The organism is Pseudomonas sp. MAG002Y (assembly GCF_019400845.1).
In the GTDB taxonomy this organism is placed as follows: domain Bacteria; phylum Pseudomonadota; class Gammaproteobacteria; order Pseudomonadales; family Pseudomonadaceae; genus Chryseomonas; species Chryseomonas luteola.
This window is the reverse complement of the sequence record NZ_WOEJ01000002.1, coordinates 379,190-398,102: the sequence shown is the minus strand read 5'-3', so window position 1 is coordinate 398,102 and position 18,913 is coordinate 379,190. Positions and strand designations below refer to the sequence as shown.

24 protein-coding genes and 1 riboswitch are annotated in these 18,913 nt (G+C 57.0%); of the genes, 9 read left to right on the top strand and 15 right to left on the bottom strand.

Annotated features, from left to right (window positions below):
* Window positions 1-28: 28 nt before the first annotated feature.
* Window positions 29-1,603, bottom strand: coding sequence for a flavin monoamine oxidase family protein (locus GM154_RS04765; protein WP_219651145.1), 1,575 nt, complete (start codon window positions 1,601-1,603; stop codon window positions 29-31).
* A 131-nt stretch (window positions 1,604-1,734) separates the two neighbouring features.
* Here GM154_RS04765 and GM154_RS04760 point away from each other — a divergent pair, with 131 nt between their 5' ends.
* A complete protein-coding gene (locus tag GM154_RS04760) occupies window positions 1,735-3,138 on the top strand; it encodes an adenosylmethionine--8-amino-7-oxononanoate transaminase (protein WP_219651144.1) in 1,404 nt (467 codons plus the stop codon).
* A gap of 56 nt (window positions 3,139-3,194) precedes the next feature.
* Here GM154_RS04760 and trxB read toward each other — a convergent pair whose 3' ends face one another.
* Window positions 3,195-4,157 (bottom strand): thioredoxin-disulfide reductase, encoded by a 963-nt coding sequence (trxB, locus tag GM154_RS04755; RefSeq protein ID WP_219651143.1) that lies wholly within the window; start codon window positions 4,155-4,157, stop codon window positions 3,195-3,197.
* A 177-nt stretch (window positions 4,158-4,334) separates the two neighbouring features.
* On the bottom strand, window positions 4,335-4,934 hold the full coding sequence (locus GM154_RS04750; protein ID WP_010795585.1) for a peroxiredoxin: 600 nt from the start codon (window positions 4,932-4,934) through the stop codon (window positions 4,335-4,337).
* Window positions 4,935-5,170: 236 nt separating this feature from the next.
* On the opposite strand from GM154_RS04750, the gene cysZ reads away from it, so the two are divergent.
* Window positions 5,171-5,941 (top strand): sulfate transporter CysZ, encoded by a 771-nt coding sequence (gene cysZ, locus GM154_RS04745; RefSeq protein ID WP_074822408.1) that lies wholly within the window; start codon window positions 5,171-5,173, stop codon window positions 5,939-5,941.
* 28 nt (window positions 5,942-5,969) lie between these two features.
* Here cysZ and GM154_RS04740 read toward each other — a convergent pair whose 3' ends face one another.
* A complete protein-coding gene (locus tag GM154_RS04740; RefSeq protein WP_010795587.1) occupies window positions 5,970-6,452 on the bottom strand; it encodes a glutathione peroxidase in 483 nt (160 codons plus the stop codon).
* Window positions 6,453-6,578: 126 nt separating this feature from the next.
* On the bottom strand, window positions 6,579-7,064 hold the full coding sequence (locus GM154_RS04735) for a peptidylprolyl isomerase (protein WP_010795588.1): 486 nt from the start codon (window positions 7,062-7,064) through the stop codon (window positions 6,579-6,581).
* Window positions 7,065-7,084: 20 nt separating this feature from the next.
* On the opposite strand from GM154_RS04735, the gene GM154_RS04730 reads away from it, so the two are divergent.
* Window positions 7,085-7,333, top strand: coding sequence for a DUF3565 domain-containing protein (locus tag GM154_RS04730; protein ID WP_219651204.1), 249 nt, complete (start codon window positions 7,085-7,087; stop codon window positions 7,331-7,333).
* A gap of 109 nt (window positions 7,334-7,442) precedes the next feature.
* Window positions 7,443-8,372, top strand: coding sequence for an acyltransferase (locus tag GM154_RS04725; RefSeq protein ID WP_219651142.1), 930 nt, complete (start codon window positions 7,443-7,445; stop codon window positions 8,370-8,372).
* Here GM154_RS04725 and GM154_RS04720 read toward each other — a convergent pair.
* Window positions 8,354-9,139, bottom strand: coding sequence for an MBL fold metallo-hydrolase (locus GM154_RS04720; RefSeq protein ID WP_150346712.1), 786 nt, complete (start codon window positions 9,137-9,139; stop codon window positions 8,354-8,356). The two genes, GM154_RS04725 and GM154_RS04720, sit on opposite strands and share 19 nt — an antisense overlap.
* Window positions 9,140-9,202: 63 nt before the next feature.
* Window positions 9,203-9,787: an ACP phosphodiesterase gene (locus tag GM154_RS04715; protein ID WP_219651141.1), complete on the bottom strand. Its 585-nt coding sequence runs from the start codon at window positions 9,785-9,787 to the stop codon at window positions 9,203-9,205.
* 82 nt (window positions 9,788-9,869) lie between these two features.
* On the opposite strand from GM154_RS04715, the gene GM154_RS04710 reads away from it, so the two are divergent.
* The 3 genes from GM154_RS04710 to GM154_RS04700 all read left to right on the top strand — a co-directional run bounded on the left by GM154_RS04710 (window position 9,870) and on the right by GM154_RS04700 (window position 12,683).
* Window positions 9,870-10,835, top strand: coding sequence for a 2-hydroxyacid dehydrogenase (locus GM154_RS04710; RefSeq protein WP_219651140.1), 966 nt, complete (start codon window positions 9,870-9,872; stop codon window positions 10,833-10,835).
* Between the two features lie 28 nt (window positions 10,836-10,863).
* Window positions 10,864-11,859 carry a class I SAM-dependent methyltransferase gene (locus GM154_RS04705; protein WP_219651139.1) on the top strand — a complete coding sequence of 332 codons (996 nt, stop codon included), beginning with the start codon at window positions 10,864-10,866 and terminating at the stop codon, window positions 11,857-11,859.
* Window positions 11,860-11,915: 56 nt separating this feature from the next.
* A riboswitch (yybP-ykoY riboswitch) is annotated at window positions 11,916-12,061 on the top strand.
* Between the two features lie 37 nt (window positions 12,062-12,098).
* The gene (locus GM154_RS04700) at window positions 12,099-12,683 is read left to right on the top strand and encodes a TMEM165/GDT1 family protein (RefSeq protein ID WP_010795594.1); all 585 of its coding nucleotides are present in this window, start codon (window positions 12,099-12,101) and stop codon (window positions 12,681-12,683) included.
* 72 nt (window positions 12,684-12,755) lie between these two features.
* Here the strand turns inward: GM154_RS04700 and GM154_RS04695 are convergent, their stop codons facing one another.
* The 4 genes from GM154_RS04695 to GM154_RS04680 all read right to left on the bottom strand — a co-directional run bounded on the left by GM154_RS04695 (window position 12,756) and on the right by GM154_RS04680 (window position 14,822).
* Window positions 12,756-13,577 carry a M48 family metallopeptidase gene (locus tag GM154_RS04695; protein WP_219651138.1) on the bottom strand — a complete coding sequence of 274 codons (822 nt, stop codon included), beginning with the start codon at window positions 13,575-13,577 and terminating at the stop codon, window positions 12,756-12,758.
* A 117-nt stretch (window positions 13,578-13,694) separates the two neighbouring features.
* Window positions 13,695-14,312 (bottom strand): SOS response-associated peptidase, encoded by a 618-nt coding sequence (locus GM154_RS04690; RefSeq protein WP_219651137.1) that lies wholly within the window; start codon window positions 14,310-14,312, stop codon window positions 13,695-13,697.
* A gap of 67 nt (window positions 14,313-14,379) precedes the next feature.
* Complete coding sequence (locus GM154_RS04685; RefSeq protein WP_219651202.1) at window positions 14,380-14,640, bottom strand: DUF2007 domain-containing protein; 261 nt, start codon at window positions 14,638-14,640, stop codon at window positions 14,380-14,382.
* The gene (locus tag GM154_RS04680; RefSeq protein WP_010795598.1) at window positions 14,640-14,822 is read right to left on the bottom strand and encodes a CPXCG motif-containing cysteine-rich protein; all 183 of its coding nucleotides are present in this window, start codon (window positions 14,820-14,822) and stop codon (window positions 14,640-14,642) included. Before GM154_RS04680 ends, GM154_RS04685 begins: the two co-directional genes overlap by 1 nt.
* Window positions 14,823-14,981: 159 nt before the next feature.
* Between GM154_RS04680 and GM154_RS04675 the strand changes: the two genes are divergently transcribed.
* A complete protein-coding gene (locus GM154_RS04675) occupies window positions 14,982-16,148 on the top strand; it encodes a 1-acyl-sn-glycerol-3-phosphate acyltransferase (protein ID WP_010795599.1) in 1,167 nt (388 codons plus the stop codon).
* A 51-nt stretch (window positions 16,149-16,199) separates the two neighbouring features.
* Here GM154_RS04675 and GM154_RS04670 read toward each other — a convergent pair whose 3' ends face one another.
* Entirely contained in the window at window positions 16,200-16,784 is a 585-nt protein-coding gene (locus GM154_RS04670) for a YajG family lipoprotein (protein ID WP_074822384.1), read from the bottom strand.
* Between the two features lie 153 nt (window positions 16,785-16,937).
* Here GM154_RS04670 and GM154_RS04665 point away from each other — a divergent pair, with 153 nt between their 5' ends.
* The gene (locus tag GM154_RS04665) at window positions 16,938-17,375 is read left to right on the top strand and encodes an acetyltransferase (RefSeq protein ID WP_219651136.1); all 438 of its coding nucleotides are present in this window, start codon (window positions 16,938-16,940) and stop codon (window positions 17,373-17,375) included.
* 47 nt (window positions 17,376-17,422) lie between these two features.
* On the opposite strand, the gene GM154_RS04660 is transcribed toward GM154_RS04665, so the two are convergent.
* The 3 genes from GM154_RS04660 to GM154_RS04650 form a co-directional block, all read right to left on the bottom strand.
* On the bottom strand, window positions 17,423-17,710 hold the full coding sequence (locus GM154_RS04660; RefSeq protein WP_010795602.1) for a PA4642 family protein: 288 nt from the start codon (window positions 17,708-17,710) through the stop codon (window positions 17,423-17,425).
* Between the two features lie 90 nt (window positions 17,711-17,800).
* Window positions 17,801-18,277 carry a WbuC family cupin fold metalloprotein gene (locus tag GM154_RS04655; protein ID WP_219651135.1) on the bottom strand — a complete coding sequence of 159 codons (477 nt, stop codon included), beginning with the start codon at window positions 18,275-18,277 and terminating at the stop codon, window positions 17,801-17,803.
* A gap of 1 nt (window position 18,278) precedes the next feature.
* Window positions 18,279-18,836 (bottom strand): hypoxanthine-guanine phosphoribosyltransferase, encoded by a 558-nt coding sequence (locus GM154_RS04650; protein ID WP_010795604.1) that lies wholly within the window; start codon window positions 18,834-18,836, stop codon window positions 18,279-18,281.
* Window positions 18,837-18,913: the final 77 nt, after the last annotated feature.

The window sequence follows — 18,913 nt, the reverse complement described above, 5'->3', positions numbered from 1 at the left end:
GATGCCAGGCGGTGAAACATGTCGTAAATCAATGCATCCAGGAGAACATGCGAGAAAAGAAGCCCTTTTTCTCGTCAGTAGCTTTAGGTGCTGCGTCAGGCGCAAGGCTGGCAGGCTTGGCATCGGTAGGCTTGGTCTCAGGCGCAGCGGATTTGCCTGCTGCGAGATCTTCGACCTGTCGAGCGGCCCGCTGACCGCTGGCCAAGGCGCCTTCCAATGTCCCCGGATGCAGCGCATCGGTATGCTCGCCAGCAAAGACGACGCGCCCCTGAGGCTGCTCCCATACACGCCAGTAACGGCTGACCTGCCCCGGGCCATAGGCCAGATAGGAACCACCTACACCTGGGTCGGTGCTGTAGCGACGCACTTCGTAGCCGGAAAATGCACCGCGAGCCTTGGGATAAAAAGCGTTCAGACGGATCAGGACTTGATCTGCCAACTGGCGATCTCCGAACGCCTGCATTACACGGGCATTATCACCGGACAGGTTGATCAGCACGTTGGCGCCACCTTTCACGGCCGGCTCGATCCACAGCATGCCCAGCCCCTGATCACTATAGATTTCGCCAGACAGACGAGATTTGCTGTCCCAGACCGGCGTCTTGAACTTCAGAAGAATCTGGTCTCTCCATCCATAGTTCGTGCCTTTGAGCGCAGCTCGCTGTGCCTCGGCCAGTTCCGGCGTCATTTGGATCGAGCTTAAGGCACGCAGGGGCACTGCCATGACCACATAATCGGCATGGTACCCCGTAGGCCCTACCTTGACGGTCACGCCATCCTTGTCCTGCGAGATAGCCGACACCTTGGAGTTGGGCTTGAGCGTCTTGATCTGCTTGACAAATGCCTGGGCCAGCACGGTACTACCACCCGGCAGACGGGCCGCACGCAAATCGGCGTCACTGATATTCCTGTAGGCGCGGGTCTGCTGAGCCAGATACAACAGCGACAGGCGCGATGGCTCATCATAGCGGCTACGGATACGCTGATTGATCAGTTTGCGCGCCAATGGCGGTAGGTTCTGCTTATCCAGCCAGCTGGCCACGTTCGTCTGATCCAGTGCGAACAGGCCTTTTCCAGCGGTCGGCTTGAGCGGATCGCTGATTGATGCCGCAAGCTCATCCAGCGCCTTGTCGACGCGCTTGAGTGCAGCGCTCACGTCCGGCATTTTTTGGGTAAGATCTTCTGGCGAATAATACTGCCCGTCGATTAGATAACCCGGTGTGCGCACATAGCTAGGTGCATCGACCGTCTTGATCTTGAAGGTATCCAGATAGCTATTGAGGGCCGGCTGAGCCTTGGCATTACCGATCCACTCACTGGTCGCCAGCGCTGAACGTCCGCCAACACTGGGCTTGGCTTCAAGTAGCGTCACCTGCCAACCGGCTTTTTGCAGCTCATAGGCCGAGGCCAGACCGGCCATGCCGGCGCCGATTACGATGGCCGACCGACCATTACCTTTGGCAACAGGCTGCTCCGCTTCCTTTGCGGTCGGTTTTTCCGCATGCTTTTCAACATGCTTTTCCACCTTGCCTGCAGCCAGCGCAGATACGCTGAACAACCCATAAACAGCAAGCGCTCCGAGACGCGCTACACGTACCGACATCTTTCAGACTCCTCAGCCCCAACGGCGGTGCGCAGCATACGCCAGCGAAGCGGCATCCACTAGACGCGCCTTGCTACCGTTCGGAGCATTGCATAGGCTTGCCAGCCAAATGTGTTTGGAGGATGACCTTTATGGGCCTGAATGCCGAGTGGATGCAGCGTGACCTGGATGTGTTGTGGCATCCCTGCACCCAGATGAAAGACCATGAGCGCTTGCCAGTCATCCCGATCAAATCTGGTCGTGGTGTATGGCTGGAAGACTTTGAGGGCAACCGCTATCTTGATGCGGTCAGCTCGTGGTGGGTCAATGTATTTGGTCATGCCAACCCACGTATCAACCAGCGGATCAAGGATCAGGTTGACCAACTGGAGCATGTGATTCTGGCCGGCTTCAGCCACCAGCCCGTGATCGAGTTGTCCGAACGACTGGTACAGCTGACCCCGGCGGGCCTCGATCGCGTCTTCTATGCCGATAACGGATCGTCCTGCATCGAAGTTGCGTTGAAAATGAGCTATCACTACTGGCTCAACAGTGGAAAGCCAGAAAAGAACAAGTTTGTCACTTTGACCAACAGCTACCATGGCGAAACGGTAGCGGCCATGTCGGTAGGCGATGTTGCGCTTTTCACCGAAACCTATAAATCGCTCTTGCTGAATACCTTCAAGGTTCCCAGCCCCGACTGTTACCTGCGCCCGGAAGGCATGGATTGGGAAACGCATTCCCGCGCCATGTTTGCCCATATGGAGCAGACCCTGGCGGAGCATCATCAGGAAGTAGCCGCTGTCATCGTCGAGCCGCTGATTCAGGGTGCCGGTGGTATGCGCATGTACCATCCGGTTTACCTGAAGCTACTGCGTGAGGCCTGTGACCGCTATGGCGTGCATCTTATCCACGACGAGATCGCCGTCGGCTTTGGCCGTACCGGAACGATGTTTGCGTGCGAGCAGGCCGGTATCCGTCCGGATTTTCTGTGCCTGTCCAAGGCTCTTACAGGCGGCTATCTGCCTCTTGCAGCCTGCCTCACTACAGATGACGTCTACCAGGCGTTCTATGATGAATACGATACCCTGCGTGCGTTCCTGCATTCCCACAGCTACACAGGCAACCCGCTGGCCTGCGCCGCCGCCCTGGCAACGCTGGATATCTTTGCAGACGACAAGGTAATAGAGGCCAATCAGGCACTGGCTGCGCGGATGCAACAGGCCACCCGGCATCTGGTGGATCATTCCAATGTGGCCGAAGTGCGCCAGACCGGGATGGCTCTCGCCATCGAGATGGTTCAGGACAAAGCCACCAAGACGCCATTCCCCTGGCAGGAACGACGTGGCCTCAAGGTATTCCAGCATGGACTTACCCGGGGAGCCCTGCTTCGTCCGCTGGGTAACGTGGTCTACTTCTTGCCGCCCTACATCATCACGCCAGAAGAGATTGATTTCCTGGCCGAGGTCGCCAGTGAAGGAATCGACATAGCCACTCGTGAAACCGTACAGGTTCCAGTGAGCGGCTTTCATCCGAATCATCGCGACCCGGGTTGATTCAGCCAAACAAAAAAGCCCCGCACAAGCGGGGCTTTTTCATGAAACCACAGGGCTTACCAGAGGTTATCGCCCAGGCCATCCAGGTAGCGCTCGACATCCAGCGCAGCCATGCAGCCAGCGCCTGCCGAGGTAATCGCCTGACGGTAAGTGTGGTCGGCGATATCACCGGCAGCAAACACACCCTCAATGCTAGTTGCCGTAGCATTGGACTCACGGCCGCCCTTGACCACTACATAGCCATCCTTCAGCTCAAGCTGACCTTCGAACAGCGAGGAGTTTGGCGTATGGCCAATTGCAACAAACAGGCCGGCGACCTGAATTTCATCCGTGCTGCCATCATTGTTCTTCAGGCGAACACCCGTAACGCCCATATTGTCGCCCAGCACTTCGTCTACAGCTGCGTTGAGCTTCAGCTCGATCTTGCCTTCGGCCACACGGGACTTCAGCTTGTCCTGCAGAATCTTTTCAGCGCGGAACGTATCGCGACGGTGGATCAGCGTGACTTTGCTGGCAATGTTGGCCAGGTAAAGCGCCTCTTCCACTGCAGTGTTACCACCGCCCACCACAGCCACTTCCCGATTACGGTAGAAGAAACCGTCACAGGTGGCGCAGGCCGACACGCCCTTGCCCATGAAGCTCTCTTCGCTGGTCAGGCCCAGGTAGCGGGCACTGGCGCCGGTTGCGATGATCAGTGCATCACAGGTATAGGTGCCACTGTCACCCTTGAGGGTGAAAGGCTTGTTGGCCAGATCCACACCGTTGATATGGTCGAACACGATCTCGGTTTCAAAGCGCTGGGCATGCTCACGCATCCGCTCCATGAGCGCAGGCCCTGTCAGATCGTGGGGGTCGCCCGGCCAGTTGTCTACCTCGGTCGTGGTAGTCAGCTGTCCGCCCATCTGCATGCCAGTAATCAGTAACGGCTTGAGGTTGGCGCGTGCAGCATAGACTGCCGCGGTGTAACCGGCAGGGCCGGAACCGAGAATGATGACTCGAGCATGACGAACTTCAGACATGTTTGTCTCCATGCCGCGCATAGGGCGTCGGCACACGTGCTAATAATAAAAAGGGCTGTCGAAGCACCAGGGGAAGGCTTACAAAGTCGACAGCCCGCGAACCGTGCGGGATTTCCCGCTTATTGTCCAGAACCTTGTCTGGATGGCAGGCCCATGTAGGACCTGCCTGCCCAATAGTTACAGATTATGAGCATTCTCAGCCAGGTAGTTGGCGACGCCCTCTGCGTCGGCCTTCATACCTTTCTGCCCCTTGCGCCAGCCAGCCGGGCAGACTTCGCCATGCTCTTCAGTGAACTGCAGTGCCTCAACCAGACGCACCATCTCATCCACTTCCCGGCCCAGCGGCAGGTTGTTGACCACTTGATGCTGCACGACGCCTTCCTTGTCGATCAGGAAAGACGCTCGCAACGCCACGCCATCCGAATGCTCGATACCATAGGCGCGAACTACTTCGTGCTTGACGTCAGCCACCATGGTGAACTCGACCGGGCCAATGCCGCCCTTCTCTACTGGCGTATTACGCCAGGCGTAGTGCGTGTAGGTAGAGTCAATGGACACACCAACGACCTCTACGCCCAGCTCACGGAATTTAGCGATGCGGTTATTGTGGGCAATGATTTCCGACGGGCAAACAAAGGTGAAATCCAGCGGCCAGAAGAACAGCACAACGTATTTGCCACGCAAAGTGGACAGCTGGAAGTTCTCGACAATAGTACCGTTAGCTAGAACAGCTGGAGCTGTAAAATCCGGGGCCTGCTTGTTTACCAGAACGCTCATTAGCCTCTCCTTAACGCGATAAGGCAGCAGCCTACGCGGCTTGCCGCTTTGGATAAAATGGCGAGTTTCAATCCAAATCATAGGCATAACCTATGCGGACCCGCCTGATGTCGGACACTATGGTACGCCACAACGCACAACCCTAGAATCACGTCACGGCTGTTTACAGGTCACTATTGGCATTCGACCGTAATAAGGCTTCATTATTGCGCTCTTACTCGCTACCGGAGTTTTGAATGAGCAAGCCTTTATCCGGCCCTTTGTATTTCAGTGAGGGCCTGAAACTGATCCTGCGGCCTGGCCTGCGTCGCTTTGTCGTACTGCCCCTGTCGATCAATCTCATCCTGTTCATCGCAACGATCAGCTTTGCGCTAAGCAAGTTCAATGGCTGGGTGCATCATCTGATGCCTTCCATTCCTTCATACTTAAGCTTTCTGGATTATGTACTGGTACCGTTGCTGTACGTTTTTTTCTTCGTACTCGTCCTGTTCATGATCTATTTCACGTTCACCATGGTGGCTAACATCATTGCGGCACCTTTCAATGGCTTTCTCTCCGAGAAGGTTGAGGTCGTGGTACGCGGCCAGGACGACTTCCCGCCGTTCAGCACGGGAGAGTTAGTTGCCATGATTCCCAGAACCATGGTGCGGGAATTCAAAAAACTGCGGTACTACCTACCCCGTGCACTGGGGTTATTGGTGCTCTCGTTCATTCCAGGACTTAATCTAATTGCTCCACCGCTTTGGCTGCTGTTTGGCGTCTGGATGATGGCGGTGCAGTACATCGACTATCCAGCGGACAACCACAAGCTGGGCTTTACCGAAATGCTGGCCTGGTTGCGTAGCAAGCGGACACGCTGCCTGGGATTTGGCGGAATTACATACCTGGCCCTTCTGGTCCCGGTCGTGAATGTGGTGTTCATGCCTGCAGCAGTGGCTGGCGCGACGCTATTTTGGGTCAGAGAGGGTGGCGCAAAGGCATTGCCTGCAGCGGGGGAGCCTCGGTAACTGCGCGGCTCGCCCCGCCGCCTTTGCGCTAGGGAAGCGCTTTCTCGATGGCCTGAACCAGATTGGGATCATCTGGCGCAGTTCGGGGGCTGAAACGAGCCAGAACCCGGCCATCGGGACCTACCAGGAATTTCTCGAAATTCCAGGTGATCTCTCCGGGAAACTCCGCACCTTCACCGGCCAACTGCCGGTACAGGGTATGACGTGTCGGGCCGTTTACCTCGATCTTGCTCGACAGAGGAAACGACACGCCATAGTTCGTGCTACAGAATTGTTGAATATCCGCATCGCTTCCAGGCTCCTGGCCTGCGAATTGATTGCATGGAATGCCCAGGATGACCAACCCGCGGTCGCGGTAGGTCTGATACAGCGATTCCAGGCCCGCATATTGCGGGGTCAATCCGCATTTGGATGCCACATTAACCACCAACACCACCTTGCCTTTGTAAGGTGCCAGGGGGAGATCCTTCCCATCCAGCCCTTGCAAGGTGAGATCGTGGAACGCACTCATGATGTGCTCCTTGTGAATACAGTAGGCGTAAAAAAAGCGTCCGACCGGGCTGTTCCCTTTCGGACGCTCTCGCTTGGACATTCTAGTGTGGGTTCGTTCCCGCCACACCAGGATTTCCGTCGCGTTTTAGTGCTGATGACCACCTTCACCGTGTACGTGACCGTGAGCGACTTCTTCAGAAGAGGCATCACGCACGTTCACAACCTTGACCTTGAAGTTCAGGCGCTGGCCAGCCAGCGGGTGGTTGCCGTCAACGGTCACGTCATCGCCATCGATGTCGCGCACGGTAACGATCTGCATGCCGCCGTCTGGACCGGAAGCGTGGAATTGCATACCCACTTCCAGCTCGTCCACACCTTCGAACATGCTGCGGTTCAGGGTAGCGACCAGCTCAGGGCTGTACTCGCCATACGCATCTTCAGGCTCGACGGCAACGTTGAGTTCATCGCCAGCCTGCTTGCCTTCGAGCGAACGCTCAAGGCCCGGAATGATGTTGCCTGCACCATGCAGGTATACCAGCGGGGCGCCGCCAGCGGAACTGTCGATAACCTCACCGGCGTCGTTGGTCAGGGTATAGTCGATGGAGACCGCTTTGTTGGCCGCAATCTGCATGGTAAAAACCTTTGAATAAGATGAATGAAAGGTCAAGTGTACGCGGCAATCGCTCCGATTGCGACCCACCGCCATCAAAGCAGACGAGTGTCATTCTGGATTTTTATCAGGATGAAGAGGGTCATTGGGTAGTTTTATTGAGTTGTGGGCACAGCCAGCACCTCCGCCACGACCCGCCCTGGCAAACCCGTACCTGGGTAACCGACGAGGCGCAGCGCTTGAAGCATATCGGGCAATCATTTCCATGCGGCTGGTGCGCCAAAAGCTGAGTAGCATGAGGCCAATCCGGTTTAATCCTGCCGTGAGCGCTTATGAAGCATGTCTCCCGACGCTGGCTTGTTTTATGATTTGCCGCCCTTTTGCTGTTGGGAATGCTTGATGCTTCATTATCTACCTAGCCTGGTCCGTGGTCTTGTGGGCGGCCTGCTCCTGGCGGCCAACACGCTGTTCTGGTGCTGGCCGCTGTTTGCCGTAACGCTACTCAAGCTGTGCCTGCCCTTCCCGACTGCACAACGGCTGTCCAGACGCCTCATGAATGCCATCCACGAGGCCTGGATCAGTGGTAATCATCTCTGGATTCGCCTGACGGGTCGCATCCACTGGGACGTCCGCGGGCTCGCCAGCCTCGATTACAAACACTCCTATCTGGTGACCAGTAACCATCAGAGCTGGGTTGATATCTTTGCGCTCCAGTACCTGATGAATCGCCATATCCGTCCGCTCAAGTTCTTCCTCAAACAAGAGCTTATCTGGGTGCCTGTCATTGGATTGTGCTGGTGGGCACTCGACTTTCCCTTCATGAAGCGCTATTCGAAAGCGTATCTGGCCCGCCATCCTGAAAAGCGTGGCAAGGACCTTGAGACTACACGCCGGGCCTGCGCGCGCTTTCGCGATACGGCGGTAGGAATCTTCAATTTTCTGGAAGGAACCCGTTTCACCCAGGCCAAACATGACGCCCAGCACGCGCCGTATCGTCACTTGTTGAGCCCGCGTGCGGGCGGTATCGCCTTTGTGCTGGATGCGATGGGAGAGCAGCTGCATTCGCTGGTCAACGTTACCATCCACTATCCCAACGGAACGCCGAGCCTTTGGGATCTGCTCTCCGGCCGGATTGCAGCCATTGTCGTGCGTGTCGAAGAGATTGCCATCCCCGCAGCCTTTCTGGGCAAGAGCTACGACCTGGACAGCGAATACCGCGCAGCCTTCCAGGCCTGGGTTAACCAGCTTTGGACAGCCAAGGATGAACTGCTGGAGCGGCTACATCAGGAGTATCCGCCCAAGCATTACCTTCATGCAGGCAAGCGATAGTCTTCCTGCGTCATTAGGTCGATCCCGCATTCCAGGGTTTCGATCCAGTCCAGAAACGCCTTGATTACGGGCGGCGACGCAAAGGGCCGCCCGTGCTGAGGCACAATCATGGCAACATTCATTTCCCTGACCATGCCTGCCCATAGCCGGCAGGCCTTGTTGCAGGCCATGTAGCGTCGATGAAAGCACTCCATGCTGGGCATGTGAGCCTCGAAATTCTCGACCGGTGCCGCGTCATCCACGAGTGAGGCGCCCATATCGCCCGAAAAGAGAATTCGACTGACAGGATCGTATAGCTGGAAATTACCGACTGAATGCAGAAAGTGGGCGGGAACGGCCATGAGGGTGCATCGGCCCAGCCGGAAAGACTGGCCTCGATCAGGCAAAGGTATGGTTCGCTCAAAGACCGACAGGTTGTGACTAATGGACAGATAGCCAGCCGTCAAATGCGGCAGAAAGCGTGCCCACAGCTTCGAGCAGATGACCTGAGCCCGCGTATGCAGCAGCCATTTGTCCAGCGCCGCGATAATGTCGGGGTCCTGGTGCGATGCAAAGATATAGGTCAGATCCTGCAGCGGAATGTGCCTGGACAGCTCCAGCGACAGCGGCGTATAGGTCAGATCACCGCCAGGATCGAATAGTAGATATTCATCATGATCGATGATGAGAAACTGGTTGGATTGCACTCCGTCTCCTGTAACCAGGCTATCGAAGCACAAACACTTATGGGAGCCGTTATCAAACAGCACAATGGGATCGCGGCGCATAGGGACCTCGCGTAATAGCGCGGTGACTCTATGCGCACAAGCCGTTGCGCATGTTGACCTGAATCAATAGCGATCCCGCTGCGCCTGACGAACGAACGCCAGCAGTTCGGGATAAAAGTCAAAGAAGTCCTGCTCAAGCAGCGCATAACATGCTTCTACTTCCGCAAAGGCGCCCTCAAAGAGTACAGGCCGGGACAGTCGACTCGCCATACCATTGATGACCTGTTCGATGATCCCGAATTCCTGATAACTGCCTAGCCAGTCCTGAGCTGCCATACGCGGCGCGATCCTCGCCAGCCGTGGCGGCAAATCAGGCTCCGACAGCAGAATACGATAGAACCGCGCAATAAAAGCCTCCAGCGGCTGGTCGGCGTAAGCAGCCCAATGCCGGCTGAGGCAGTGATCGAAAAAGACATCGACCAGGATACCGCTGACGCGCCGGCGCGCCTCGGGAAAGCGTGCACGGGCACGATCGATCAAGGGATGGCTGTCGGTAAAGGCATCAATACGGCGATGCAGGCGGATAGCCTGTTCGATAGCCAAGGGCCAGCGATTATCGAGAGGACCTTTGACGAAGTCACCGTAAAGACTTCCCAGCAGCTGTTCACGATCTGAACCGCCAAGATGAAGATGAGCGAGATAATTCATGCCTGTCAGCTTACTACCTTGCCCCTGCGCCAGGGGCTTCTGCTAGGCTGGCAGTTCCGGCCAATAATCATAAGGACACCCTATGAGCCTAGCCCGTCGTGCCGCCTTTCTGGATTATGCCTCATTGGACCTGGGAGATCTGGATCCAGCTCCGTTGAAGGCAGTCTTCAGCGAATTCCATGTCTACCCGGCCACCGCGCCCGACGAGATTATCGAGCGCCTGCAGGCCGTGGAGGTGGCTATCGTGAACAAGGTCAGCCTGACCGCTGACTGCCTTTCTGCATGCCCATCGCTCAAGCTGGTACTGGTCAGCGCCACCGGCACCAATAATGTGGATCTGGACGCAGCACGCCAACATGGGATAACCGTCTGCAATTGTCAGGGGTACGGCACGCCTTCCGTTGCACAACACACGCTCGCGCTCCTGCTGGCCCTGGCCACGCGACTATCGGATTATCAGCGCGATGTTCAGGCTGGACGTTGGCAGGAAGCCAAGCAGTTTTGCCTGCTCGACTATCCCATCATGGAGTTGGAAGGCAAGACGCTTGGCATCCTGGGTCACGGTGAGCTTGGCGGTGCAGTTGCTCGCCTGGCGGAAGCATTTGGCATGCGTATCCTGCTGGGTCAGTTGCCTGGACGGCCAGTGCGCGAAGGCTACATACCGCTGGAAGCGCTACTGCCCCAGGTAGACGCGTTGAGCCTGCATTGCCCCCTTACCGACGCCACGCGCAACCTGATCGATGCTCCGCAACTGGCTGCCATGAAGCCCACCGCTTTTCTGATCAATACGGCTCGAGGCGGTATCGTGAACGAACAGGCATTGGCCGACTGCCTGCGGAGCGGCCATCTGGGAGGCGCCGCCACGGACGTCCTCACCCAGGAGCCGCCAAAAGACGGAAATCCCCTGCTCGCCCACGACATTCCCAGGCTTATCGTGACGCCTCATAATGCATGGGGAAGCCGGGAGGCTCGCCAGCGGATCATCGGTCAGCTGACCGATAACGCAACCGCCTTTTTTGCGGGCGCGCCGACTCGCACGGTCTGCTAAGCTTCGCGCTTTTTTACCGAGGACGCCCATGGATCCACGCAGCGAAGTCCTGCTCCGTCAGCCCGAGCATTTTCAAGGCCGAACCTTGCTGGCAGGATTACCTGCAGATGATCTATTGAGCCACCTCCCGGAGGCACATGGCTGGACCTGGCATGCAGGCGATGAGGCCTATTTCCAGGCTCGCTTTTCCGGGAGAGTCGACTTCGGAACCTCTACACCTGCTCAGCCATACGATACCGCCGTACTATTCCTGCCCAAGTCCAGAGAGCTGACGGATTACCTGCTCAGCGTCTTGGCGGCCATGGTCCCTCAAGGGGCACTGTATGTGGTAGGCGAAAAGCGGGGTGGAATCGAGCGGGCTGCCAAACAGCTGGCTCTGCTGGGCGCCGCCAGCAAGCTGGACAATGCTCGGCACTGTCAGTTGTGGAAGGTCTCACATCCCGAGGCAGCCCCCGTCATGCTGCATGAGCGGGCCGAGCGCTTCGAGCTGGATGTTGCCGGTTCAATGCTTCATGTAGTCAGCCTGCCAGGTGTGTTCAGCCACGGGCGGCTCGACAAGGGGAGCGCCCTTCTGCTCGAACACCTCGATAATCTACCTGCTGGTGCGCTGCTGGATTTCGGATGCGGCGCAGGTGTAGTAGGTGCATCGCTCAAACAGCGCTATCCCCACAATGACCTTCATATGCTCGACGTGGATGCGTTTGCGGTAGAGAGTAGCAGCCTGACCTTGGCTGCCAACAGGCTGAACGGCACCGTATTGGCTGGCGACGGTATCGCTGCGGCACCCATTGGGCTGGCCGCCATTATCAGCAACCCGCCGTTTCACCAGGGCGTACACACTCATTATCAAGCCAGCGAGACCCTGCTACGCGAAGCCGTCCATCACCTGCGCCCAGGCGGCGAGCTGCGTATTGTGGCCAACAGCTTTCTCAGGTATCCCCCGCTGATCGAGCAATATCTGGGGCCCTGCAAGGTGTTGGCAGAGCGTGACGGCTTTCGTATCTACCAGGCCTTCCGCCGCTGATAGAGACAGCGTATCGCTCTTTTGAATTGCACCTGTCTGGATGTTTGGGCAGAATGCGCGCCGTCCTAGGGGAGTAGTCTCTGGCCATCAGCGCCAGGCGTCCGTCAACATACTTGGTCCTCGACCATGGCGTTCGCGACCTGCGGGTTTGACAAGACCTATGACATGCAGCCTTTACCCGGGGTGGGAAGGCATGCATGTCATTTGTCTAATTAATGCCCGCCCCTTTTGGAAACCTGATGGAATCCCTGTTAGTCCCTACGCTGGTCGTCGCCCTTGCAGAAATAGGTGACAAGACTCAGCTGCTTGCTCTGCTGCTGGCTGCCCGATTTCGTAAGCCCTGGCCTATCATCATGGGAATGGTGGCTTCGACGCTGGCCAACCACTTTGTTGCCGGCGCCGTTGGCAGCTGGGTCAGCCGCTTCTTCAGCGAGACGGCCCTGAGTTGGATTCTGGCGATTTCATTTGTAGCCGTCGCCCTCTGGACGCTGATCCCGGACAAGCTGGACGAAGATGAGGCATCAGGCCTTAAAAAGAGCTATGGACCTTTCCTGACAACGCTGGTGGCGTTCTTCCTGGCGGAAATGGGAGACAAGACACAAGTCGCCACGGTGATGCTGGCGGCCCAATACCCTCATTTCATTCTGGTCGTCATGGGCACGACACTGGGCATGCTTGTGGCCAACGTACCCGTTGTACTCGCAGGCAACTTTGCCGCTGACCGGCTGCCATTGGTGTTGATCCGCCGACTTGCCGCTACAGCATTCGGCATTCTGGCTCTCGCGGCGGCTTATCACGCGCTTCAGCTAAGCGGTATGTTCTAATTATTCCTTTCTGAGCATAAAAAAGCCCCGGCTATCAGCAGCCGGGGCTTCTGGTTCTCGATAGCCGACCTGTCACGACTTACGGCTGGCCTCATAGAACGGCATGACCTTGGGAATGGCAGCCTCCAGATTGCTCATCCGCTTGTCATCGGACGGGTGGGTGCTGAGTATCTCTGGTGACTGGTTACCATTACTCAGCCTGGCCATCTTCTGCCAGAGCGTCACGGCGGCATTGGGGTTATAGCCCGAGCGCGCGGCCAGTTCGAGCCCGATGAGATCTGCCTCGTTCTCGTTGGAACGGCTGAACGGCAAAGTCAGACTAACCTGGGTAACCTGATCCGCCACCTGCATACCACCTTGGCCAATACCCAGCAGCGCCCCGCCGATATTCTGACCCATCTCGATGGCATAGGCGCGGGACATCTGCTCGCGGCTGTGTTCACGCAGTGCATGGGCAATCTCATGCCCGATCACGGCTGCCAGTTCGTCGTCCGTAGGCTTTAGCTGATCAAGCAGGCCGGTGTAGACAAAGATCTTTCCACCCGGGCCACAGTTGGCATTCACTTCATCATTCTGGAGCACGTTGACCTGCCAATCCCAGTTGGCCGCATCCGCCCGCAGCGCAGACGTATGAGCAATCAACTGCTTGGCTATTGCCTGTACTCGCTTGCCCTGAGCCGTATCGTTGGCCAGCTTGCCGGCGTTTTTCGCCTCGGTAACCGTCTTCTGGTACGACTGCGAGTACATCTGGTTGACCTGATCAGCCGACAACATGCTGAACATATACTGCTTACGCTCAACCCCAACAGCATTTCCGCTAGTGGTATTCACCGCCTGACATGCGCTGAGCAGTACTGAAAGCGAAAGACCGACGATGGGTAAAACACGACGCATGACACTCTCCTGATTGCGCGACTGCGCAGATGGTAGGTCGCCCCGCCAGTCTCGACAACTCCTACCGACCAAGCGACGAGTGACACGGCTAGCAGTTCGGCATTGCCAGCCCAACGCCTAAAGCGGCGTCAGGCACTCCGGCCCGTCTACCGAGGGATCATTCACAATACCGGCAAGCACTCTCTCACGCAGCGGCATTGAGGGCTTCAGCAGGATCTCATTCAGGACACGCGGCTCTGTTGTGGGCGACAGCCAGGCGTCCCGTTCGGCCTCGGCCAGCACCAGCGGGCGACGGAGTCCTCCAGCGGGCTGAGTCAGCATGGCCACACTCAAATAGACCTGCCCCATGACCGGATAGGCCTCCCAGATGCCTGCAAAGAAAGCCAGCGGCTCGCCATTGATCATCCAGAAGGCTCGCTTGCGCGAAGTCCCTCGCCATTCATAAAACCCATTGGCCAGCAACAGGCAGCGGCGCTGGGCAAATGCTTCACGAAACATAGGCTGATCCGCTACCGTTTCCGCCCGGGCATGGGTGGGCGTGCGTGAGAGATCCGTGAGCCAGGCGGGCGTCAGGCCCCAACGGCCACTGTCGATACGACACTCGCCCTCATGGTGCCGCATGAATAGCACCTGGGCATGGGGAGAGATGTTCCAGCGCGGCTGATAGTCCGCTGGAAAACCGGTCATCCGAGTTACCTCGGGAGGCCAGCGAAACAAGGCGTAGCGTCCAGACATACACAACCAGGCAAGAAAACAAACAGGGCGATTCGGTTCGCCTTTTCAGGCAAAGTCGACTACCGCTTCAGCACAATAACACGGCCGGCCCGCTGTCCGGGTTCTCATAAGGCAATGGCTGAGCAGCGTTGTAATCGGCAATCAGCTCGCGGGCGCGCGGAGCATCTGCGTCATGCACGGCAATTCCCAAAAGCCCAATAGCAGGCAACTCGCCAATGGCGCCTATCAAATGGCGCCCCGCCAAATGCGCGTCAATACCCTCACTGTCCAGCATGGCCAGCAGCATTTCTGCCTCCAGGAGATCTCGCGGCTCATAGATCCGGAGCATCATTCATCCTCTCGCCGACTTTCGAGAGACCATGTCATACCCTCTGTGTGTAAGATAAAAAAGATAGGTCTGCAACAGACGGGGCAATCCTCATAGTACGACTGATCGCCACCCGACAGGTCTACCACCGCCTCGGCAGGTTCTCCGCAGTAAGGACACTCATACGGTTGGCTTTCCAGCATAATGGGCTCCTAATAGGCTCCGGCACCGTGTTTTTGCGATGATTGGAATCGCCAGGGGCGACATTAACGCCGTATTCGGCTTGCATCTCTCGCTGCGCGCTCTACTATGGCCGCCACTTTGCGACACGTGTCGCCACTTGTTATTAAAAAGAGAACGATATGGGCGAGTTCGAAGCCATTCGACCCTTCAACGATACAGAAGTCCCTGCCGTCCTGGCCCGACTCATCAATGATGAGCAGTTCATCGACATCCTGACCCGCTACCGTTTCCCCAAGCTGTCCAGCCCGTTTGGATGGCTGCTCAAGCCTATGCTGCGCCATCGGCTGAGGCAGGAAGTGTCCGGTATCACCAGCGTCAGCATGCTTCAGGACAAACTGGAGCCTTATGTCGATCGTACGATCGAGAAAGCCACCGATGGTGTGACTTATTCGGGCCTGGATAATCTACGTAGCGGCTGTGCCTACTTGTTCATGGCTAACCACCGTGACATCGTCATGGACCCGGCTTTTGTAAATTACGCCGTGTATCATGCCGGGCTGCCAACCCCGCGCATCGCCATTGGCGATAACCTCTTGCAGAAGCCCTTCGTCAGCGACCTCATGCGCTTGAACAAGAGCTTTATCGTCCACCGCTCCATCACCGGACGGCGTGAAAAGCTTGCGGCGTATCAGACGCTTTCGGCTTATATCAATTACTCCATTCGCCAGGATGGCCAGTCCGTCTGGATCGCCCAGGCCGAAGGCCGGGCCAAGGATGGAGACGACCGCACCGACTCAGCCATCCTCAAGATGTTTCACATGGGCTGCAAAGACGACTCCTTTGCCGATATGGTAAAGGCGTTGCACATCGTGCCTGTGTCGATCAGCTATGAGTACGATCCCTGCGATCTGGCCAAGGCCCGTGAACTCTATATTCGTGAAACCACCGGCACCTATGCCAAGGCGCCTGGCGAGGATGACGTCAGCATCGCCTTGGGCATCACGGGCTACAAGGGACGCGTGCATGTGGAGTTTGGCGAGATGCTGACCGGCGAATTCAGCGATGCCAAGCAGCTGGCAACCGAAATGGACCGCCGCATCCTGACCAATTATCGACTTTTCCCTGCCAACCACCTGGCCTATGAGCGCTGGGACGGCCGTGACGAATCGCTGACCGTACCCTCGGCAGAAAGCCTGTTCCCAGCAGACGAGCTGGCTGAAGCTCGGCAGAAGTGGCAGGAGCGACTCAATAACTGCCCTGCCGAATACCGCCTGCAGATGATCCGCCAATATGCCCAGCCTGTACTGAACAAGTATCGGCTCCTGGCAGGGCGACCACTGGATTAAGTTGGTTGAATCAAAAAAGCCCCGTTGCCGGGGCTTTTTCAGATAACAGGCTTACTGCCCGTTAAGAACCTGGGCGATGGTCTGGTCCTTGAAGACGCGGGTCAGCGCATCGCTCAGCACATCGCTTACCAGCTTGGTATTGGTTGCCGTATTGGGTGCCATACCGAAACGCTGCTCCAGCGAGGCGCCATAGCGACCGCTGTAGCCACGCATGCTGTTACGTACATCTACCTTGAAGGTTGCGCCAATATTGGCCGAGGTAACGTACAGCTCCTTGGGCGACTGATACTTCAGCTCTGCCAAGGTCAGCGTCAGCTGGGGAGCATTGTAGGCATTGGCCGTTGGCGTGAAGCCCAGCAAACGAACCGCTGATTCCGCTTCAGCCTGAAGTTTTGGAATGACATCGTTGCTCTGGACCGACACGGTACTGGTTTCGGGATACAAACCGCCCCGAGTTCCCAGCGAGAATGACGAGCGACCGTCCACGACACGTACCGAAACAGGCTGCCCGTGCCCGACCGCAGCGATTGGGGCTGTCAATTTGGGTTGCGGACTCAATTGCTGTGGACTGCTGGCACAGCCGGCAATAGCCAGTCCGGCAACAGCGATCAGACCAAGCAACAAGCGATTGCGCATGCTCTACTCCATCTTCATGTGGGTCGTTGATGGCAGGCAGTATACCCAGCCCGTGAATGCCTGACAGCACTGTATGAGCCGCCGCAAGCGAAACGCTGCAAACAGCAGGGCGACGTGCTCAAATAAATGCATCACGTATACACGAGGCATACCATGTCCATAAGACGCGCAACGCATACAGACATTCCCTTGCTGGTCGAGATTTGGGAACAGGCCGTCAGGGCAACCCATCAGTTTCTACCTGAGGACGACATCGACTTTTTCCGCCCGCTGGTGCGTGACAGCTACCTGCCCAGCCTGGAAACGTGGGTCAGCTTGTCCGATGACGATCAACCTGCAGGATTCATCGGTCTTACCCAGGCCAGCGTAGACATGCTTTTTGTTGATCCAGCCCGACATGGTCAAGGACATGGGAGGCGACTTTTGCGCCATGCGGCCGGGCTGCACGGCCGACTAACGGTAGACGTCAACGAGCAGAACGATGGGGCCAAAGGCTTTTACCTGGCACAAGGGTTCACCGTGACAGGGCGCTCTGCCGTAGATAGCCTCGGCAAGCCTTACCCTATTCTGCATCTCAAGCAAAAGGCGTAAAAAAGCCCGCGTCCTTATCAAGGAGGCGGGCTTTTCAGAACAGGTGATCAGGCGTGAGCGCCACGCACCGCATCCACGTACGGCTCAGCCTTGCGATGGGCACGGATCAGATCGATGAAGTCCTGACCCTCCGCATCACGAGCGTCCAGGTCATAACCTGCTTCAACGAAGAAACCAACGAAACGTTCAAAGTCGTCAGCTCTCAATCCACGGTATGCCTTTACCAGTTTATGCAGGGAAGGCGGCGTATCATCGGCCGGTTCGACTGCGAGAAACAGCTTGATCTTATCGTCGCTGATTTCCTCGCCGATTACCTGCTTTTTGTCCTTACGCATCGCAAAGTACCTGTGCGGAAAACGAGAGGGCCGCATATTACTCCGCCCCACCCCGTCACTCAACGCCCAAAATCATGCTCAGCCGAGCGGTCAGGACTCGAAGCGGGCCGCCATCCAGTCTCGATAGGCCTGGGTTCCCGGCTCGCCCTCGCGCGGCGCCCAGGGACCATACTCATTATCCTGCAAGGCGCGGAAAGGGCCTGCCTTGCATTCGAAGATAACAGTATCGGTCTCAAGCACTACCAGCGAATGATAGAGGCCTGGAGGAAAATCGACCCCCACACAATCACCACCCGCTTCAAGCAGACGCTGTCCGGTCAGCGCTCCCTCTTCATCAAAGAACAGGACACCAATACGTCCCTTGAGCACTAGCAGCGTTTCGGCCTTGGTCAGGTCCATATGCCGGTGAGGCGCAATGTAGGTGTCTGGCTGCATGCCGATTGACAGGCGATGACAGGGCTCATCCATGGTATGAAAACCATGGTGGTAGCGCAGGCGAGGACTGTCTGCCGCCTGTTGGGTAAGCCCGGCGAACAGTACCTGATCGATGAACGCCGGACCCCGCATATCAGAGACCTTTTACCGCGTAGATACCGGGTGCGTTGCGCCAATAGCCCTTGTAGTCCATACCGTAGCCAAAAATGTAACGATCGATACAGGACAGCCCGGAATAAGTAGCTTTCAGGCCAGGAACGGCCTTGCGATCATGATCCTTATCGATCAGTACGGCCGTATGCACCGCCTTGGCACCGGCATGCTTGCAGAATTCGATGATGGCATTGAGCGTATGCCCTTCGTCGAGAATGTCGTCGACGATCAGTACATCACGGTCAATAAAGGAAATTTCCGGCTTGGCCTTCCAGAACAATTCACCGCCAGTTGTCTGATTGCGATAGCGGGTCGCATGCAGATAGGACATCTCCAGCGGAAAATTGAGCTTGGTTGCCAGCTTGCCGGCAAAGATCAAACCGCCATTCATCACGCAGAACATGACAGGATTACGGTCAGCCAGATCAGCCGTAATCGCCTCGGCCACCTTGCCAATGGCTGCCTCTACCTGGCTTTCGTCGAACAGGCAGTCGGCCTCCGCCATGACATTACGGATATGATCGAGATCGGCGGACATAGGGGACTCTCCAGACATGGTACACACCTGCCTGCGGGGCAGGCTTGGGTAAAAGGCGGCAAAGTTACCGGGCTAAC

What these genes read in the sequence shown, in the direction of transcription:
- GM154_RS04765 (WP_219651145.1), bottom strand. Translation starts at nt 1,603, where the DNA reads ATGTCGGTACGTGTAGCGCGTCTCGGAGCGCTTGCTGTTTATGGGTTG.
- GM154_RS04760 (WP_219651144.1), top strand. Translation starts at nt 1,735, where the DNA reads ATGGGCCTGAATGCCGAGTGGATGCAGCGTGACCTGGATGTGTTGTGG.
- trxB (WP_219651143.1), bottom strand. Translation starts at nt 4,157, where the DNA reads ATGTCTGAAGTTCGTCATGCTCGAGTCATCATTCTCGGTTCCGGCCCT.
- GM154_RS04750 (WP_010795585.1), bottom strand. Translation starts at nt 4,934, where the DNA reads ATGAGCGTTCTGGTAAACAAGCAGGCCCCGGATTTTACAGCTCCAGCT.
- cysZ (WP_074822408.1), top strand. Translation starts at nt 5,171, where the DNA reads ATGAGCAAGCCTTTATCCGGCCCTTTGTATTTCAGTGAGGGCCTGAAA.
- GM154_RS04740 (WP_010795587.1), bottom strand. Translation starts at nt 6,452, where the DNA reads ATGAGTGCGTTCCACGATCTCACCTTGCAAGGGCTGGATGGGAAGGAT.
- GM154_RS04735 (WP_010795588.1), bottom strand. Translation starts at nt 7,064, where the DNA reads ATGCAGATTGCGGCCAACAAAGCGGTCTCCATCGACTATACCCTGACC.
- GM154_RS04730 (WP_219651204.1), top strand. Translation starts at nt 7,085, where the DNA reads ATGAATGAAAGGTCAAGTGTACGCGGCAATCGCTCCGATTGCGACCCA.
- GM154_RS04725 (WP_219651142.1), top strand. Translation starts at nt 7,443, where the DNA reads ATGCTTCATTATCTACCTAGCCTGGTCCGTGGTCTTGTGGGCGGCCTG.
- GM154_RS04720 (WP_150346712.1), bottom strand. Translation starts at nt 9,139, where the DNA reads ATGCGCCGCGATCCCATTGTGCTGTTTGATAACGGCTCCCATAAGTGT.
- GM154_RS04715 (WP_219651141.1), bottom strand. Translation starts at nt 9,787, where the DNA reads ATGAATTATCTCGCTCATCTTCATCTTGGCGGTTCAGATCGTGAACAG.
- GM154_RS04710 (WP_219651140.1), top strand. Translation starts at nt 9,870, where the DNA reads ATGAGCCTAGCCCGTCGTGCCGCCTTTCTGGATTATGCCTCATTGGAC.
- GM154_RS04705 (WP_219651139.1), top strand. Translation starts at nt 10,864, where the DNA reads ATGGATCCACGCAGCGAAGTCCTGCTCCGTCAGCCCGAGCATTTTCAA.
- GM154_RS04700 (WP_010795594.1), top strand. Translation starts at nt 12,099, where the DNA reads ATGGAATCCCTGTTAGTCCCTACGCTGGTCGTCGCCCTTGCAGAAATA.
- GM154_RS04695 (WP_219651138.1), bottom strand. Translation starts at nt 13,577, where the DNA reads ATGCGTCGTGTTTTACCCATCGTCGGTCTTTCGCTTTCAGTACTGCTC.
- GM154_RS04690 (WP_219651137.1), bottom strand. Translation starts at nt 14,312, where the DNA reads ATGTCTGGACGCTACGCCTTGTTTCGCTGGCCTCCCGAGGTAACTCGG.
- GM154_RS04685 (WP_219651202.1), bottom strand. Translation starts at nt 14,640, where the DNA reads ATGCTCCGGATCTATGAGCCGCGAGATCTCCTGGAGGCAGAAATGCTG.
- GM154_RS04680 (WP_010795598.1), bottom strand. Translation starts at nt 14,822, where the DNA reads ATGCTGGAAAGCCAACCGTATGAGTGTCCTTACTGCGGAGAACCTGCC.
- GM154_RS04675 (WP_010795599.1), top strand. Translation starts at nt 14,982, where the DNA reads ATGGGCGAGTTCGAAGCCATTCGACCCTTCAACGATACAGAAGTCCCT.
- GM154_RS04670 (WP_074822384.1), bottom strand. Translation starts at nt 16,784, where the DNA reads ATGCGCAATCGCTTGTTGCTTGGTCTGATCGCTGTTGCCGGACTGGCT.
- GM154_RS04665 (WP_219651136.1), top strand. Translation starts at nt 16,938, where the DNA reads ATGTCCATAAGACGCGCAACGCATACAGACATTCCCTTGCTGGTCGAG.
- GM154_RS04660 (WP_010795602.1), bottom strand. Translation starts at nt 17,710, where the DNA reads ATGCGTAAGGACAAAAAGCAGGTAATCGGCGAGGAAATCAGCGACGAT.
- GM154_RS04655 (WP_219651135.1), bottom strand. Translation starts at nt 18,277, where the DNA reads ATGCGGGGTCCGGCGTTCATCGATCAGGTACTGTTCGCCGGGCTTACC.
- GM154_RS04650 (WP_010795604.1), bottom strand. Translation starts at nt 18,836, where the DNA reads ATGTCCGCCGATCTCGATCATATCCGTAATGTCATGGCGGAGGCCGAC.